The 15,516-nt window shown below is 57.8% G+C and carries 14 protein-coding genes; 6 read left to right on the top strand and 8 right to left on the bottom strand.

The window, feature by feature from the left end:
* Positions 1-8 precede the first annotated feature (8 nt).
* Both ACMTA2_RS14940 and ACMTA2_RS14945 read left to right on the top strand, forming a co-directional pair.
* Complete coding sequence (locus ACMTA2_RS14940; RefSeq protein ID WP_413795450.1) at positions 9-1,349, top strand: MFS transporter; 1,341 nt, start codon at positions 9-11, stop codon at positions 1,347-1,349.
* Positions 1,350-1,423: 74 nt separating this feature from the next.
* Complete coding sequence (locus ACMTA2_RS14945; protein WP_092168902.1) at positions 1,424-2,224, top strand: IclR family transcriptional regulator; 801 nt, start codon at positions 1,424-1,426, stop codon at positions 2,222-2,224.
* Positions 2,225-2,300: 76 nt separating this feature from the next.
* Here ACMTA2_RS14945 and ACMTA2_RS14950 read toward each other — a convergent pair whose 3' ends face one another.
* Positions 2,301-3,524, bottom strand: a complete 1,224-nt coding sequence (locus ACMTA2_RS14950; RefSeq protein ID WP_413795451.1) for an OprD family porin — start codon at positions 3,522-3,524, stop codon at positions 2,301-2,303.
* Between ACMTA2_RS14950 and ACMTA2_RS14955 the strand changes: the two genes are divergently transcribed.
* A complete protein-coding gene (locus ACMTA2_RS14955; RefSeq protein ID WP_413795768.1) occupies positions 3,432-3,671 on the top strand; it encodes a hypothetical protein in 240 nt (79 codons plus the stop codon). The two genes, ACMTA2_RS14950 and ACMTA2_RS14955, sit on opposite strands and share 93 nt — an antisense overlap.
* A 399-nt stretch (positions 3,672-4,070) precedes the next feature.
* Here the strand turns inward: ACMTA2_RS14955 and ACMTA2_RS14960 are convergent, their stop codons facing one another.
* The 5 genes from ACMTA2_RS14960 to ACMTA2_RS14980 all read right to left on the bottom strand — a co-directional run bounded on the left by ACMTA2_RS14960 (position 4,071) and on the right by ACMTA2_RS14980 (position 9,257).
* Positions 4,071-5,090 (bottom strand): SMP-30/gluconolactonase/LRE family protein, encoded by a 1,020-nt coding sequence (locus tag ACMTA2_RS14960; RefSeq protein WP_413795452.1) that lies wholly within the window; start codon positions 5,088-5,090, stop codon positions 4,071-4,073.
* Between the two features lie 37 nt (positions 5,091-5,127).
* Entirely contained in the window at positions 5,128-6,516 is a 1,389-nt protein-coding gene (locus ACMTA2_RS14965) for a tripartite tricarboxylate transporter permease (RefSeq protein ID WP_413795453.1), read from the bottom strand.
* Complete coding sequence (locus ACMTA2_RS14970; RefSeq protein ID WP_413795454.1) at positions 6,513-6,989, bottom strand: hypothetical protein; 477 nt, start codon at positions 6,987-6,989, stop codon at positions 6,513-6,515. Before ACMTA2_RS14970 ends, ACMTA2_RS14965 begins: the two co-directional genes overlap by 4 nt.
* Before the next feature lie 61 nt (positions 6,990-7,050).
* Positions 7,051-7,971, bottom strand: coding sequence for a hydroxymethylglutaryl-CoA lyase (locus ACMTA2_RS14975; RefSeq protein WP_413795455.1), 921 nt, complete (start codon positions 7,969-7,971; stop codon positions 7,051-7,053).
* Complete coding sequence (locus ACMTA2_RS14980; RefSeq protein WP_413795456.1) at positions 7,971-9,257, bottom strand: hydroxymethylglutaryl-CoA reductase, degradative; 1,287 nt, start codon at positions 9,255-9,257, stop codon at positions 7,971-7,973. The genes ACMTA2_RS14975 and ACMTA2_RS14980 overlap by 1 nt, the downstream gene beginning before the upstream one ends.
* Before the next feature lie 133 nt (positions 9,258-9,390).
* Here ACMTA2_RS14980 and ACMTA2_RS14985 point away from each other — a divergent pair, with 133 nt between their 5' ends.
* The gene (locus tag ACMTA2_RS14985; protein ID WP_413795457.1) at positions 9,391-10,761 is read left to right on the top strand and encodes an aminotransferase-like domain-containing protein; all 1,371 of its coding nucleotides are present in this window, start codon (positions 9,391-9,393) and stop codon (positions 10,759-10,761) included.
* 988 nt (positions 10,762-11,749) lie between these two features.
* Here the strand turns inward: ACMTA2_RS14985 and ACMTA2_RS14990 are convergent.
* Complete coding sequence (locus ACMTA2_RS14990) at positions 11,750-13,123, bottom strand: transposase (protein ID WP_413794108.1); 1,374 nt, start codon at positions 13,121-13,123, stop codon at positions 11,750-11,752.
* A 126-nt stretch (positions 13,124-13,249) separates the two neighbouring features.
* The gene (locus tag ACMTA2_RS14995) at positions 13,250-13,717 is read right to left on the bottom strand and encodes a hypothetical protein (RefSeq protein ID WP_413795458.1); all 468 of its coding nucleotides are present in this window, start codon (positions 13,715-13,717) and stop codon (positions 13,250-13,252) included.
* A 349-nt stretch (positions 13,718-14,066) separates the two neighbouring features.
* Between ACMTA2_RS14995 and ACMTA2_RS15000 the strand changes: the two genes are divergently transcribed.
* The gene (locus ACMTA2_RS15000) at positions 14,067-14,603 is read left to right on the top strand and encodes a dihydrofolate reductase family protein (RefSeq protein ID WP_413795459.1); all 537 of its coding nucleotides are present in this window, start codon (positions 14,067-14,069) and stop codon (positions 14,601-14,603) included.
* Positions 14,604-14,795: 192 nt separating this feature from the next.
* A complete protein-coding gene (locus ACMTA2_RS15005) occupies positions 14,796-15,503 on the top strand; it encodes a class I SAM-dependent methyltransferase (protein WP_413795460.1) in 708 nt (235 codons plus the stop codon).
* Positions 15,504-15,516: the final 13 nt, after the last annotated feature.

A 15,516-nucleotide genomic window follows, 5' to 3' on the forward strand; every position in this document is an offset into this window, starting at 1 on the left:
GTACAGCGATGAACCTTATCTCTCGTAACACCTTTAAAAACGAGCAGGACAGCGTCCTCTGGAATCGCATCGCCTGGCGCCTGCTGCCGTTCCTTTTCGTGCTGTATATCATTGCCTTTCTCGATCGGGTGAACGTGGGGTTCGCCAAGCTGCAGATGGCAGCCGATGTCGGCCTCAGCGATATGGCCTACGGGTTTGGCGCCGGGGTGTTTTTCATTGGCTATTGCCTGTGTGAAATCCCCAGCAACCTGATGCTGCAGCGGGTCGGGGCGAGGTACTGGATCACCCGGATCATGATCACCTGGGGGCTCTTGTCGATGTCGATGATGTTCGTCCAGACACCGACATCGTTCTACATCCTGCGCTTCCTGCTGGGCATGGCGGAGGCGGGGTTCTATCCCGGCGTCGTCCTGTACATGACTTACTGGTTCCCGTCCTACGCCCGCTCACAGGGCATGGCCTGGTTCAACCTGGGGATCGCCATGGCGGGCGTGTTGGGGAGCCCGTTGTCCGGCTGGATCATGCAGACCTTCGCTGGGGTCCATGGGCTCGCGGGCTGGCAATGGCTGTTCTTGCTCGAGGGCATGCCTGCCGTGTTGTTGGGAATAGTGGTGTTCTTCTATCTGGATGACCGCCCTGGCAACGTTCACTGGCTGACCCCGGCGCAGAACGCGCGGGTCGTGCAGCATCTGGCCGAGCAACGGCAGGAGCATGAGGCGGCAGGGGCGGGGCACAACTTTCGTGCTGCATTCGTCAGCAAGGGGCTGTGGTGCCTGATCTATGTGAACTTCGCCTTGTTGTGCGGTACCTACGGCGTGTCGTTCTGGCTGCCGCAGATCGTGCAGAGCCTGGGGGTCAAGAGCCTGTTCCACACCGGCTTGGTTGCGGCGATTCCGTTCGCCGTGGCGTCGGTGGTCATGGTGCTGGTCAGCCGTCATTCGGACAGGACCCGTGAGCGCCGCTGGCACGGCACGTTGTGCAACCTCGCCTCGGCACTGGGTCTGGCGATAGCTGCGTTCTTTCATGATCAGCCGATACTGTCGCTGGCCGGTCTGAGCCTGGCGATGTCCGGCGGCCTGGCGGGCTTCTGTGTGCTGTGGGCCTTGCCTGGCGTGCTGCTGACCGGCACGGCCGCGGCTGCGGGCATCGCACTGATTGCCACCGTCGGCAACCTGGGCGGTTATGCCAGTCCGTTCATGATGGGCTGGATCAAGCAGAGCAGCGGGCATCTGGAGTATGGCCTGTACGTGCTGGCGGTCATGACGCTGATCGGCGCGTGGGTGATGTCGAGAGTCAAGCCGACCAGCGCCCAAGCCGTGGTGACCATGCCGGAACCTTCCGCAATTTGATATCGCAGAACAACACAAGCGTTTCGGCAGGAGATACAATCGGGCTTTTCCAGTGATCGATCTGAGGTGACCTCTTGGAACAGGATGACGAAAAGCCCACCACCGGACCGGTATTGCTCGAGTCTGTCGAAATGGTGTTCCGTCTGCTCGATGAATTGACGGCTGCACGCCGTCCTCTGGGCGTGACCGAACTGGCGCATCAGCTGCAAACCGCCAAGCCTAGGACCTACCGGCATCTGGCTTCGATGCGTCAGCTCGGGATCCTTGAGCAGGATCCCGTCACTGAGAAATACCTGCTGGGCGCTCGCCTGGTGGCGTACGGCGAGGCCGCGGGCGAGCAGTTCGACCTGCGCGCAATCGCAGACCCTTACCTGACCCGTATCCGTGATGCCACGGGGCAGTCGGCTTTGCTGGCTGTCGCCACCCATGACACCGCACTGGTCGTGTCCTGCGTCGAGTCCAAGGCCAACGTGTGCATCTCGGTGAAGCCGGGCAACCGCGTATTGCCTTACTGCTCGGCTCAGGGCCGTACAGTGCTGGCGTTCGCCGATGCCGCCAGTCAGCAGCGGGTGATGCGTCGCAAGATGCCACGACTGACGGAGCGCACCCTGCATGAGCCTGAGTTGCTGGCACAGCGTCTGGAGTTGATTCGTCAGCGTCTGTACGACGACGCCGACAGCGAAGTGACCATGGGCATCAACGCCCTGTGCTGCCCGATCTTTCGCGAGAACGATGTGATCGTGGGCACCATCGGTATCGTCGGGCCGAGCGCGGCAATTCCTTCCCCCCCACCAGCGGCCATGTTGCGCGAACTGCAATCGGCTGCGGCAGAAATCAGCGAGCGGCTTCACGCGGGGACTTACCAGCGTCTGTGATGTCCCGCACCTGATCCTCACGACAAAACCCCAGCCTGGTTCAGGTCTGGGGTTTTGTTTTTCAAGGCGATGACGATCAGAAGACGTTGATCGGATACTCGGTAATCAACCGGACTTCGTTGAAGTTCAGCCCGCGATCCGGGCTTCTGAAACTGGCCTGGCGCACCCGGAACGACAGGTCCTTGGCCGGGCCCGATTGCAGCACGTATTTCATCTCGATGTCACGTTCCCACGCGTGGCCGTTGTCGGTCAGCGCCGTGTGGAAATCGGTGCCTTTGAGGTAGCGGGTCATGAACGTCAGTCCCGGTACGCCGAGTGCTGCGAAGTTGAAGTCGTAGCGCGCCTGCCACGAGCGTTCGTTCTCATAGTTGAAGTCCGAATACTGAACCGAGTTGGCCAGGAACACTGTGCTGTTACCGTCCACGCCGTAGGTGTAATTGCCGGTGCCGGTGACGCGCTGGTGAGCGATCAGAAACGTGTGTGGCCCGGCCGCCAGGGATGCCGACAGACTCCAGATGCGGTTGTCCAGGACGCCGCCTCGTTGCTGGCCCTGACTCTTGGTGTCGTAGCCGTTGAAGTCGAAGGTTGCGCTGTAGCCCGTGCCCAGCGGCAGGACTGAGGTAGCGCCCACGTAGGTCTTGCGCCAGTAGTCATCAACGTCGGAGTGGTAGACCCGTGCGCTGAGGTTGGGGGTGAACTGGTAGGTGCCGCCGATCAGGTCGAGGTCGGTCAGGCGGCCGCTGTCGTGCTCGCTCTGATCGCGACCGCGCAGGGCGGTGAAATGCCCTGCATTGAGGGTGAGGCCAGGCAACTCCTTGCTGGTGACCAGCCAGCCCTGGGTGGTTTCCGGCAGCAGACGATTGTCACTGGTCGCCAGCACCGGAAGGTTCACCAACTGCTCGCCGTACTTCAACACCGTTTTCGATAGCTTCGCCTTGAGCGCCATGCCGCCCTTGGTGTACTCGTCCTTGGCCCCGTCGCTGTCTTCTTCGAGCAGCAGCGTGCCGCCGCCCTTGCGCCCGTTGCCGGTGTCGAGCTTGATCCCCAACAAGCCGATGGCATCCACACCGAACCCGACCGTTCCCGGTGTAAAACCGGACTCGAAGATGCCGATGAAACCCTGGGCCCATTCTTCGGAATAATTCTGCGCAGTGCGGTCATCGAGGAAGTTGCGGTTCATGTAGAAGTTGCGCGCTTTGATCGAGAAGTGCGCATCCTCGACAAAGCCGCCGTTATCGGCGAGCGCGTTAAGGGGGAGGGTGCAGGTGAGGGCAACAGTCAAAACATGTTTATTGTTCATATGAGTCATGTTCCAGGCGTGCGCAAGCGTCCAGCCATTTCCTTTGGTCAGGAAACAGTCAGCGCTGTAATTGTTGTTATGGGCGTGCAGCGTTCTGCCAGTGAAGGGACGGTCTTTTATCGTTTAGGTTTTCATGGACACTCCTGATTTGATGGGCGCATGGGGAAAATAATTGGCTCAGTCATTCCTTTTTGCACAAATGGGTACGAGCCTTGAATTAAACCATGTTGTATCTCTCAGAGAAATATTGTTTCTCTTGATGTTTCGATGGTAGTGATCTATGGAGAATGCTGTCAAGCGCCGTAAACGGGTTCGATGCAACTGAGGCGGGGGGATTGTTCCAGGCGTTGCCTGTGCGCAACGGGAGAGAAGACGTGCCTGGCAGGCGCGCAGCAGAGGGGTGTTACTGAAGTCGGTTATCAAACGCCATAAGGGCGGCCTACCAGGGAAGAGTACGCCCGGATCAGTGAGACTTTGCGCCCTGTATGTGAGTCCTCGGTATCGAAAACCGACACAGCTGCCGGGATGAAGTGCGTCGGGATTTCGCTATTGATGGGAGTACAGTTTCGCAGCATTGGCAAAGCCTTTGGCTCTGAAAATAGCGCTGCCCTCGCCGAGACTGCCGTCATTGCTCACGAGATAAACCTCGTTAGTATCGGGCTTGAGCGCCATGCTCGTTGAGCGAAGAAAGTGGCCCTTTTCGCGTCCGGGAATCAAGATCTGGCCGATGGGCAAGCCGTTGGGATTGAGTACCAGCACGCGGCCTTGGCTGTACATGGCCACGTACAGATTGCCATCTTGATCGACACGCATTGAGTCAGGTGATGGACCGCTGAATCGGTAAACAACGGCTTCCCCGAAGGGAGCGATTGTCTTGGCATCTTTCAGTTCGATTCGGTGCAGCAGCCCCGTCGCGAACTCAGTGACCCAAAGGGTCTTGCCGTCGGGAGAGAGCGCAATGCCGTTGGCGATCGCGAGATTGGGCAGGATCGAGACGATTGTCTTGCCGCCAGCTGGGACGTAATAGACGCCCCCGGTGGGCTGGGTCGATGTACCCTTGAAGTCGGTGAAATAAAATCCCCCTGTGCTGTCGAAAACGAGGTCATCCACCAGATAGTGTTTGCTTCCAGGGATGATGACTTGCTTTCCTGAACCGTCCGGTTTGTAGGCTGTCAGGTTGCCGGTATTTTTGAAGTTACCCAGCCCTGCCACAAACAATCTGCCGTCTTTATGAATAGCCAGTCCCGCACTTCCCAGCGCGTTTTTCGGCACAACGACACTGAGTTTCTTTTCGGGATCGACCTTTAGAACCTGCCCCCCGAACACCTCGACAAACAGCAGATTGCCGGCCCTGTCGAATGATGGACCTTCCAGTTGCAGGGGGCCGTCGGATACCTTCATCCACAGATCGGCAGTCACCGTCGGCAACTCTTTTTCTGGTGACCCAATGGCCTGAAGTTGCTGGCCCTCTGCCGGGTAGTTCAGGGTGGGGATAGCGTCCGCGTGGGCTTGTAGGATGCCAGCGCTGAAGGCTAAGCACAGGGAAGCCAAGAGGTTTTTGCGCATGTTGGTGACCTTCGTGTTGTTGTTATGTTGAAGTGGCTCATACGCTCAATAGGGCGACGATAGCGGGCACCGTCAGTACAGCGGTGTAGTACCCCATGAATTGCACACCGATGTTGAAGCCAAGGAATCGCGATAGAAAACCACCCAGCAGGCCGACGGTGACGATGACCAGTAGGCCGAGTGCTCCGCCCTCCCAAATGCCGATCACCAGAATCAGGCCGACAAACGTCGAGATCACCGCTTCGTGACTGATTTTGCGTGAGACGAAGGACGCTGCCCGGTGGGCATAGTTCATCGTGAAGGGATAGGCAATGAGGATCGCCACGATCACCGCCAGCATTCCGTAACCCAGGAACTCCCACGTGCTGAGCAGGGTATGGAGGTTGTTGACCTGCCCGGTGGCGGTGTCAACACTGAAGCGAGGCGGGGCGTTGAATAACGGTGCGGCCGCCCCTGCGGCGACCGGACTCAACGGCAAGCCAAACGCGATCAACGGGATCAAGGCTTCGGCGATGTATGTCGCTTCGGTGACGCCGTTACGGGCCGTGATCACCGTTGTCAGCCGATGGTAGACATGCTTGACCCGTGACCCGACGAGTTCGCCCATGATCACGGTCATCGCAACGGGGCTGAAGACGAACGTTGCACTGGAGATAATGGCAGTGATCGCAGTCCACAGGCTCTGTTTGCTGTCCAGCACCTTGAGCGGGCTGGGGAAAAAGCCGCCCCAGCTTTTCACATCCGCAGACAGCGAGAAGGTGCGCACCTCCTGGCGTCTCATCGTCTCCCGTTCAGCGGGGGCGAGCATTGAAAATAGCGCGGCAATCAGCGGTCCAATGGCGATACCGAGGAAATAGCTGACGCTCAGCTTGACACCGTATTGTCCAGTGATGCTTTGCAGACCGACGATGACCATCACGAAGGGGACAAGCGCGAGCACTGCCGCAAGCCGCCCCTTGGAAAACCCTGCAATGGCGATCGCAGCGAGCAGGAAGACCCATGGGGCGGCGCGCTTGATCGTGTCGCCAAAAGGCGCGAGCATCACGGCGAATAGCACCGCCGTGGGGACTGCAATCAGCGCCGCGATAACAGCGCCTGAAATCATCTTGCGCAGGGCGACGTGCGGTACACCCAGATTGCGCAGGAAGTTGGCCTCGCGCATCAGGGGCGTTGCCAGGGTGTCGCCGGGGATGCCCAGTAATGCCGTGGGCACGGCGTGGGTCATGTGTTTGGCCACTGCGCCTGCGAGAAAGAACGTCAGGACACCGGGCGCAGGTACACCCAACAGCACCACAAGCAATGTGAGCGGGGCGAGGGTGGTGGTTTCATCGCTGCCCGAAATGAGGCCAATCCCGGCGAAGATCACTGCACCTAATATGCCCATCCCAAACGCAATGAGAATCTGCTCCAACAGAGGTGTCATCATGACCGGCCACCGTTGGCCCGGATCGGAGCGACCGGGGCTACCGTTGCGTCTTTTTGAGCGTTAGCGGGACGCGTGAGGTTTGTCTCGTACTCTGCAAACACCTCATAAAGATCCATTTCATGCAGTTCAGCGAGCGTTTCTGCGGGTAGATCCGACAGGTTTCCAAGGTCCCCGAACTCGTCTTGCAACTCCGCTAAAACCTTTGCTCGCCACGCAGGGTCTGCCTGGTGCTCTACCACATTGCGGTTGGGTTTGAAGAGCTTTGCACTGATGGCGCCTCCCACCAGGCAGCCGACGATGCCCACCAGCATGGCGTAGGCCTTGGCCATTTGGACATTGTCTACCCACCCCACGAGCAGGTGTTTCGCCAAGAAAAAAGCACCCAGGCTGACGGATGCGCCTATGGCAATGGCGTAAATCAGGTGACGACCGTTTACGGTGTCACCCCATAATTCATAGAGATCGGATTTCAAGGATTTCTCCTACTGCCCTTGCGAGCTTTTATTGTTATGAACATCAAGGAATGTAGCGGGGTCAGGCCTCTCGTCGTCGTTTCGCCAAGCGTGCTCGCGCAACTCTGGACGCCGTTTCACGACCCAGATGAGCGTCAATGAACGCCCCGGCATCGACGACGGCATCCAGATCGACGCCGTGTTTGATCCCCAGGCCATCCAGCAGATAAAGCACATCTTCGGTTGCCACGTTTCCGGTCGCGCCAGGGGAGTAGGGGCAACCACCCAGCCCTGTCACGGAACTGTCGAACACACGAACACCCATTCCCAGCGCGGTATGGATGTTGGCAATCGCCATGCCGTAAGTGTCATGGAAATGGCCTGCCAAGGCGTTCACTGGAACAACCTGGGTACAGGCATCCAGCAATGCTTTGGTGGCTGCGGGCGTTCCTGTTCCTATGGTGTCGCCCAAGCTGATTTCGTAGCAGCCCATCCCGTAGAGAGCGGCACTCACGTCAGCAACCGTTTCAGGTTGAACGTGACCTGTGAACGGGCAACCCATCACGCACGAGACATAGCCTCGCACCCTGACGCCGGCATCCAGGGCGCGCACCATGACTGCCTCAAAGCGTTCGAGGCTCTCTGCTATGGAGCAATTGATGTTCTTTTGAGAGAACGCCTCGGAAGCGGCGGCGAATACCGCCACCTCGCGGCACCCCGCTGCCAGTGCTTCCTCCAGTCCGCGAGTGTTCGGGACGAGCGCAGTCCAGGTGACATCCGGCAGGTCCGGCAACGCTTTTAAGACCTCACCTGATCCTGCCATGTGTGGCACCCATCGTTCAGAGACAAATGCACCGGCTTCCAGCGTCCGCAGGCCCGCATGGGCGAGTTTTTCAAGCAGCTCGACTCGTATGGCGGGCGCTAGCGTCCGGTTCTCGTTTTGCAAGCCGTCGCGGGCACCGACTTCCACCAATCGAACGGGCAGTTCGAGATGGCTATTCATCACTCGGCTCGCTTTTGCTTGAGAAGCTCCGCCGCTTTGTCGGAGCGAACGTCGCGTGCATCGACCATCTCCTTGACCAGCCAAGTCACTTCATCCCCTTTCGCGCCGGCTGACAGCGCAATATTTCGTGCATGCAGCGCCATGTGGCCACGCTGGATGCCTTCCGTAGAGAGGGCTCTCAGCGCTCCGAGGTTTTGTGCCAAGCCGACAGCGACCGCAATTTCGGCGAGCTCCTGAGCGGTTTTCACCCCCAGAATGCGCAAGGAGAGTTGCGCCAGTGGGTGGGTTTTCGTGGCACCGCCGACCAGCCCGACAGGCATCGGCATCTCGAGAGTGCCCACCAGATTCCCTTTGCTGTCTTTTTCCCACGTTGTCAGCGAGCCGTAGTGTCCATCGCGGCAAGCGTAGGCGTGAGCCCCCGCTTCCACTGCGCGCCAGTCGTTACCTGTGGCGACGATCAGCGGGTCAATCCCATTCATGATGCCCTTGTTGTGGGTCGCGGCACGGTAGGGATCGATGACGGCAAAGTTGTAGGCGTCGAGAATGCCTTCGATCACGTCCTCACCTTTATAAGCGGCAGTGGTGAGCAACGCTGGGGCAATACGGACTTGGGCACGCGCCAGGCGCAAATCGGCGAGGTTCGAGAGAATGCGCAGGCGTACCTTCCCACCGGTGATTTCCTCCATCAACGGGGCGACGGCTTCCGCCATCGTGTTCACGGTATTGGCACCCATCGCGTCACGCACGTCCACGATCAAGTGAGCCACGAGCATGGGGCCTCTCGGGCTTTGAGCAAAGGTGTGGACTTCGATATCCCGACAACCGCCCCCTAGCTTATTGAGCAATTGATCCTTGCGATTTGCCCATTCAATGATGTCGTCCTTGCGACGCAGGAGGCTGAGCCGGGCATTGAAGGGGTCTTCAATGTCTACGATCTGAACTTGTGCGCGCATCAGCGGTTGCGAACTGGAAGTCAGGAATCCACCCGCGTCACGGGCAAGCTTGGCCATGAAAGAGGCCGCGGCAACGACGGAAGGCTCTTCCACGACCAGTGGGACAATGACGTCTCGGCCATTGATCTGGAAATTGCTGGCGACGGCGTACGGTAATTCGAACTTGCCGATCACGTTCTCGATCATGCCGTCAGCCATTTCGAGCGGGAGCGTGCCTTCATCGCTAAGCAGGGCAACATCAGCGGCTGGGAGGTTGAGCAGGTCTTGAAGATGATTGAGGCGCTCGGCAGGCGTCAAGCTGCGAAAATGGGGAAGGCGAGAGTCGATGCTCATCTGAAAATCCTGTCGCGGTTGTTGTTTTAAGTTGGAGCCACACTATTGCGCTCTGTGCCTCTAAAGAAGGTACAGTTTGGATAGACAGTACCTAAGCTGTACCCTTGATGCTGACACTGGAAGGAGTCTCAGCATGAGCAGAATGACCTTGGCTCAGCAGCTCACCGCTTCGTTGGCAGCCCGGATTGCCGACGGGACTTATCGTGTGGGCGACCGTTTGCCGTCACTTCGTGAATGCATGCGTTTGTTGGGACACTCAAAAAATACCGTCATCACGGCGTATGAAGCGCTGGCATCTCAAGGCTTGGTTGAAGCCAGGCATGGGCAGGGTTTTTTCGTCAAACAAGGCACCAGCGGTCCCTACGAACCTGAGGAACCGCTACCCTATGCCAGGGCGATGGACACCATTTGGCTAATGCGCCAGCAATTCGTCCGCGAGCCCGGGCATTCGCCTCTTGGGGAAGGATTCCCTCCCGTAGAGTGGTTAATGGACATGCGCCTGGACAAGTTCACCCGGCAAATCATGCGGATGGGCGTTACCACGTTGTTCAGGTACGGAAATCGGCTGGGCAATGCCAGCCTGCGCCAGCATCTGGTGCAGAAATTGGCGTCTTACGCCATTAGCGCGAATCCTCGGCAAATCGTCACGACTCACGGTGCAAATCATGGGCTGGACCTGATCATCCGACGCTTCCTTGCGTCGGGGGACACGGTACTTGTCGAGGATCCAGGCTATTACCCTCTGTTTGGCAAGCTGCAATTGCAGGGGGCTCGAATGCTGTCCGTGCCGCGTTTGCCCGACGGGCCGGATCTTGATGCGCTAGAAGCACACCTGCGCCTGCATAAACCGAAACTGTTTTTCCTGCAGTCCGTTGGCCATAACCCGACAGGGTCTGACATTTCGCCGGGTAAGGCGCATCGACTGGTCCAGTTGGCACAGGCGCATGATTTCATTTTGGTGGACGATGATGCGTTGGCTGATTTCAAGCCCGCCGCAGCCATCAGGGTGTCGGCATTGGACCAACTGAAGCGTTCGCTGTACGTGGGGAGCTTTTCGAAATCCGTTTCGGCAGCCCTGAGAGTGGGGTTCATCGCGGGCAGCAAGGATGTTATCGATGAGTTGGGTGACCTGAAAATGTTGCTGCACACCAGTTCTTCTGAGCTTTGCGAGCGAACGGTCGACGTGGTGTTAATGGAGGGGCATTTCCTGAGGCACTTGATTCGGCTTCAAGAACGGGCCAAATCGGCGACCGCCGCAGCGTTGGAAATGCTGGACGAGATGGGGGCCGACGTGTTCTGTCGTCCTGAGCAAAGCCTGTATCTATGGGCCAGGTTTCCTAACTTCGACGATGCCAGGGCGTTGACCCGGCTGCTGTTGCCGAAGGGTTTCATGATCGCTCCCGGGCACATTTTTTCGCCCGAGCAATCACGTATCAATCCATGGACGAGACTCAATGTGGCTTATCTGAACGACCCTGTCTTCAAGTCCACGCTGCAACAGTGAGAGCTGATAGCGGGGGAGAGGCCTGCTCATCGGTACCGCCCCATAGCTTCGGTTTGTTGAAGTCTGTCGCTCCGCTCTCGGCGTAGCTGTACTTTGAACGGAGGCTTCCGGACTCCGATTTCACGTAGGGCGTGCAAAAAAGGCGTTTTCACAGATCAGCGATGAGACCGTTTCGGCAAAGCGACTTTTTCAACAGAGTCGGCCAAAAGCTGCCAGTCATAAAAGGCTGCTTTCGACCCAATGTGGATACTGCAGAGATGAAATCACGCTTGCTTAAAAGCAACCTTAATCGCCGCACCAGCTTGACCAGCGAGCAAAGCTATCTCAGAGTTTATGACAACCTCGCTCCAAGACAATTTGGTTGCGACGCACACTATTAAATACAGCTCACAGTACCGCCCGCCGAGTTCGGTTTTGACCCAAGTAAGGGTGCCCCCTAAGGTAGCCATCGTGACTGGGATAGCCAGCGTCGACCGGCTGTATTGAGTTGTTTTCGTCCGTCTCGCGACGGGCAGAAGACGACCCGAAGCGGTCGTAACGCAGCTTTCAAATCAGGGCTTGAATGGATCAATCCAGCCAGGCCGAAGTCCTGCCTCGTATTCTTTGCGTACGTAGGCGAGCGACTCTGCGCATCCCATTTCCGCCTCGATAGCGCCTATGCATCCCCAGCAATCTCCGCCGCAATTGCCTGATAGCGGATCTGCTGGGGTGTCGAGTAAGCGTCTGCAGATCGTGCAGTATTCCGGCTTATTGCTGTTCGTCATAATCCCGCTTTCCAAACGTCCGGCCTTGGCCGACTGGTGCCGGTGGCGACGGGCGGCTTTCGACCGATTCTGTTGAAAAAGTCGGATTTTCAGCTGGCCCAAACTCAGGCACGACCACCACCGGAGAACCTACTCACCACATTGAGTGGTTTTTCGGCCCTTCGGTGACCTTTGCTGCTCTGCTATTGGGTTAATTTGAGGTTTTTTGCTTGGTGCAGGCGCACCTATCCCGTGACTGGTGGCCCTTGAGATGAAAATTTGGCCAGCCGTCGCAGGTTCTGCACCGCTGCGGCCAGCGTGAACTCATCCGTCGCGCCACTCATGCCACGTAGCCGCAGGCGATCCAATTTCAGGATGCGTTTGAGGTGGGCAAACAACATTTCGACCTTTTTACGTTCGTGGCGAGAGCGCTGATATGCCGGCGTTGCTGCAATGCGCCGAGCCACATCGCGAGCGGCTTCATGGACGCTGCGAGCGATCTTGCGAATCGAAGTGTTCGGGCAGCACTTGGCTTTCATCGGACACGTAGCGCAGTCGGTCTGCCGGGATCGGAAGATGATGGTGTTGGCTTTGGTGACGTGTGAACGCTCATTCTTGAAGGCTCGCCATTCGCTGCGCAATGGGTTGCCGGCCGGGCAGCGGTATTCCTCAGCCTCTTCATTCCAGTGGAAATCGTTGCTCGAAAAACTGTCGTTCTTGCGCTCGGTTTTGTCCCACACCGGCACATGCGGCTCGATGTCTTTTTCCTCCACCATCCAGGCCAGCATCGGCGCGGTACCGTAAGCGGTATCGCCAATGAGGCGCTCCGGCTTGATGTCGAACTGCGCTTCGACCCGATCGATCATCGTCTTGGTGCTCTCGACTTCTGCGGTTCGATGAGCCGGTGTGGGTTCCACATCCATGATCACGCCGTGCTCGGTATCGATCAGATAATTCGTGGCGTAAGCGTAGAACGCTGGGCCACCTGGAGCTGCGGTCCAGCGGGCTTGAGGATCAGTCAGCGATAGGCGCTTCGGTAGCGTTTCGGCCAGAGCCTCTTCATCGAGTGCCTCGAGATACTCACGCACGGCGCGGGTGCTCAGGGCCAGATCGCTCCAGTTGACCTGTTCATCACCCGGTACACCGCGCTGCCGGCTGGCATCCGCTTTGATGATGCTGGCGTCTACGGCAAAGCCTTCACCTTTGACCAAGCCTGCGTCCATGCAACGACGCAGCACTTCATTGAACAGCCAGCGAAAGAGATCGCTGTCCCGAAAACGGCCGTGTCGATTTTTGGAAAAGGTCGAGTGATTGGGGACTTCATCTTCAAGGCTTAACCGGCAGAACCAGCGATACGCCAGGTTCAAATGGGCCTCTTCGCACAGTCGGCGCTCTGAGCGAATGCCGTAGCAATAGCCCACGATCAGCATACGAATCATCAGTTCTGGATCAATCGACGGACGCCCAATCGGGCTGTAGAAATCGGCGAGGTAATGGCGCAGGTCGCTCAGATCGAGACATTGATCAATGCTGCGCAGAAGGTGATTGGCGGGGATGTGATCTTCAAGGTTGAACGAGTAAAACAGCCGCTCCTGCCCACTCGATAACTGTCCCATCATGCTGCGTGCTTCCCTGCTGGCCAATGCAGCGATTTTGCCGCAGGCCAGAAAGGGGAGCTACTTTTTCAACAGAATCGACCAAAAGCTGACGGTGGCCACAGGCAGAAATTGGCCCATTGCTGCCGCTTATGCAGTCGTTTCCCAAAAGAAATGGATGTACTCATCTCCATACTCCGCAAACAGCGAAACGATGAACTCAGTCTTCATTGAGTACATCAATAACGCCCCAACGAAATCGGTCGACTCATGCAGCGGTTGTTTGAGCGGAGCAATCAAATCAATTGTCTGATCCGCAACCATTCTATTGAACACGGCTTCTGAGATATCCTCAAACTTAGCGCCGGAAACGTATCCCGCGAAACAATTTTCTCCTCCAGGCCGCCAATCAATCCATTCCGCGAAAAGCCAGAAATTTAATCCGCTCTCGCCTTGCCGCTTGCGAACTCTGGTTACCCTGATGTACTCCTCAGATGAGCGGGTTCGAAAGGCACTTTGTGGATAAACGGTGTAGTAGATACCGGGACACTGATTGTGTGCTGTCCAAAAAGTCAGTTGCTCATTGGAGAGTTGATCAAAGTCGCTTCTGTCAAACATGGAATAACCTAATGCTGGCGTCGTGCCAAATGAAGAGTGTCCGATAGTAGCAAATGCAGGAAGTCTTTTCGCGGACCGTCCGCTTCTGGCCCAGAGTGTGTAAAAACGCTTCGCCAAAATTGAAGTGTGCGCGTCTACGTTAAACCTGAAATTTATCGGCACGTCAGTAGATGTGGATTTCGCGTAGAAGCGAGATTTCCAGTCCAGTTTTGAGTGTCTGTCGCGCTCAAAAACGTTTTTACACACCCTCGGTCGAAACCGACCCCTAATCAAATATTCGATCCGCTGAACTGCTACATTCCCCCTCACCATCAACCCCCAATACCACCCCACAACAAAGGCCCCCAAAATGCCCACGGCCCATGTCTTCATCGCCACCAGCCTGGATGGCTTCATCGCTCGCCCCGACGGTGACATCGACTGGCTTCTAAAACGCGATGACCCCTCCGAAGACCACGGCTACTCAGCCTTCATCGCCGACAAGGATGTGATCGTGATGGGGCGCGGGAGCTATGAAAAGGTGCGGACCTTCGACACCTGGTTCTACGACCGGCCTGTGGTGGTGTTGTCTGAACAGTTGGCCGGTTCGCCAGTACCCGAGGCATTAAAGGGCAAGCTGCGTTTCTCCAGCCTGACACCCACGGGTTTGATGACGGAGCTGGCGAGCCAAGGCGTGCAGCGCGTCTATGTGGATGGCGGGCGGGTGGTGCAGTCGTTCCTGCGCGACGCATTGGTCACTGACATGGTGATCACCACCGTTCCCGTGTTGATCGGCTCGGGGCGGCCGTTGTTTGGCGAGCTTGAGCGGGATGTGGATTTGAAACTGGTATCCAGCCGCAGCTTTCCTTCGGGGCTGGTGCAGTCCACCTACCGACTGGTTCCATGATCGGCCGACTCAGGTCGCGTCGCACCTGTGACAGGAGCAACGCCCGTACCCAGTGGAGCTAAGCTCGACTGTCTGCCTGAGGCCGTTTAGCCCTGCGGCACAACCGGTGGGGCTTGACAGCCCTGGGATACTGAAAGCGTAGCCGCATCCATTGCGGTACATCCCGTCACGACGCAAAGGAAGGTGCTCTCCATGCGCAATGAAGAACTCAAGGCCTTATTCGACCAGCAGGCCGCCAGCTACGATAAGCAATGGGCGGGAATGGCGCCCATTCGTGAGGCCCTGTACACCCTGCTCGACGCCGTATTCGCTGACTTACCGGAGAATGCCCGGGTACTCTGTGTCGGCGTGGGCACCGGTGCGGAACTGGCCCACCTGGCCAAGCAGAACCCCGGCTGGCATTTCACCGCCGTTGACCCCTCGGACGCCATGCTCGATATCTGCCGGCAGAAAGCGGTACAAGAAGGTTTCCTCTCGCGTTGCAGCTTCCACCAAGGTTACCTGGACACGCTGCCTGCCGAGCCTGACCACGACGGCGCTACCTGCTTTCTGGTGTCCCAATTTTTGCTCGAGCCACAGGCTCGTATAACGTTCTTCCACGAGATCGCCCGCCGGCTTAAGCCGGGCGCAATACTGGCAAACGCCGACCTTGCGGCTGACATCGAATCACCTGCCTATGAGGCACTACTGCGCAACTGGATGACGCTGATGTCCTCTGCAGGCGTACAGCCGGAAATGCTGGTCAGAGCTCGTGCCGCCTACGCCCGGGACGTGGCTATCTTGCCGACACAGCAGGTCGCCGGTCTTATCGAGACCGCTGGATTCGAGGCTCCGGTACAGTTCTTCCAGGCGGGGCTGATGCACGGCTGGTTCTGCCCGCGCAAGCAGACATCGTCTTGAGTTAGGCGTGACC

Origin of the sequence: Pseudomonas medicaginis (assembly GCF_965119365.1) — a bacterium.
Classification (GTDB): Bacteria; Pseudomonadota; Gammaproteobacteria; order Pseudomonadales; family Pseudomonadaceae; genus Aquipseudomonas.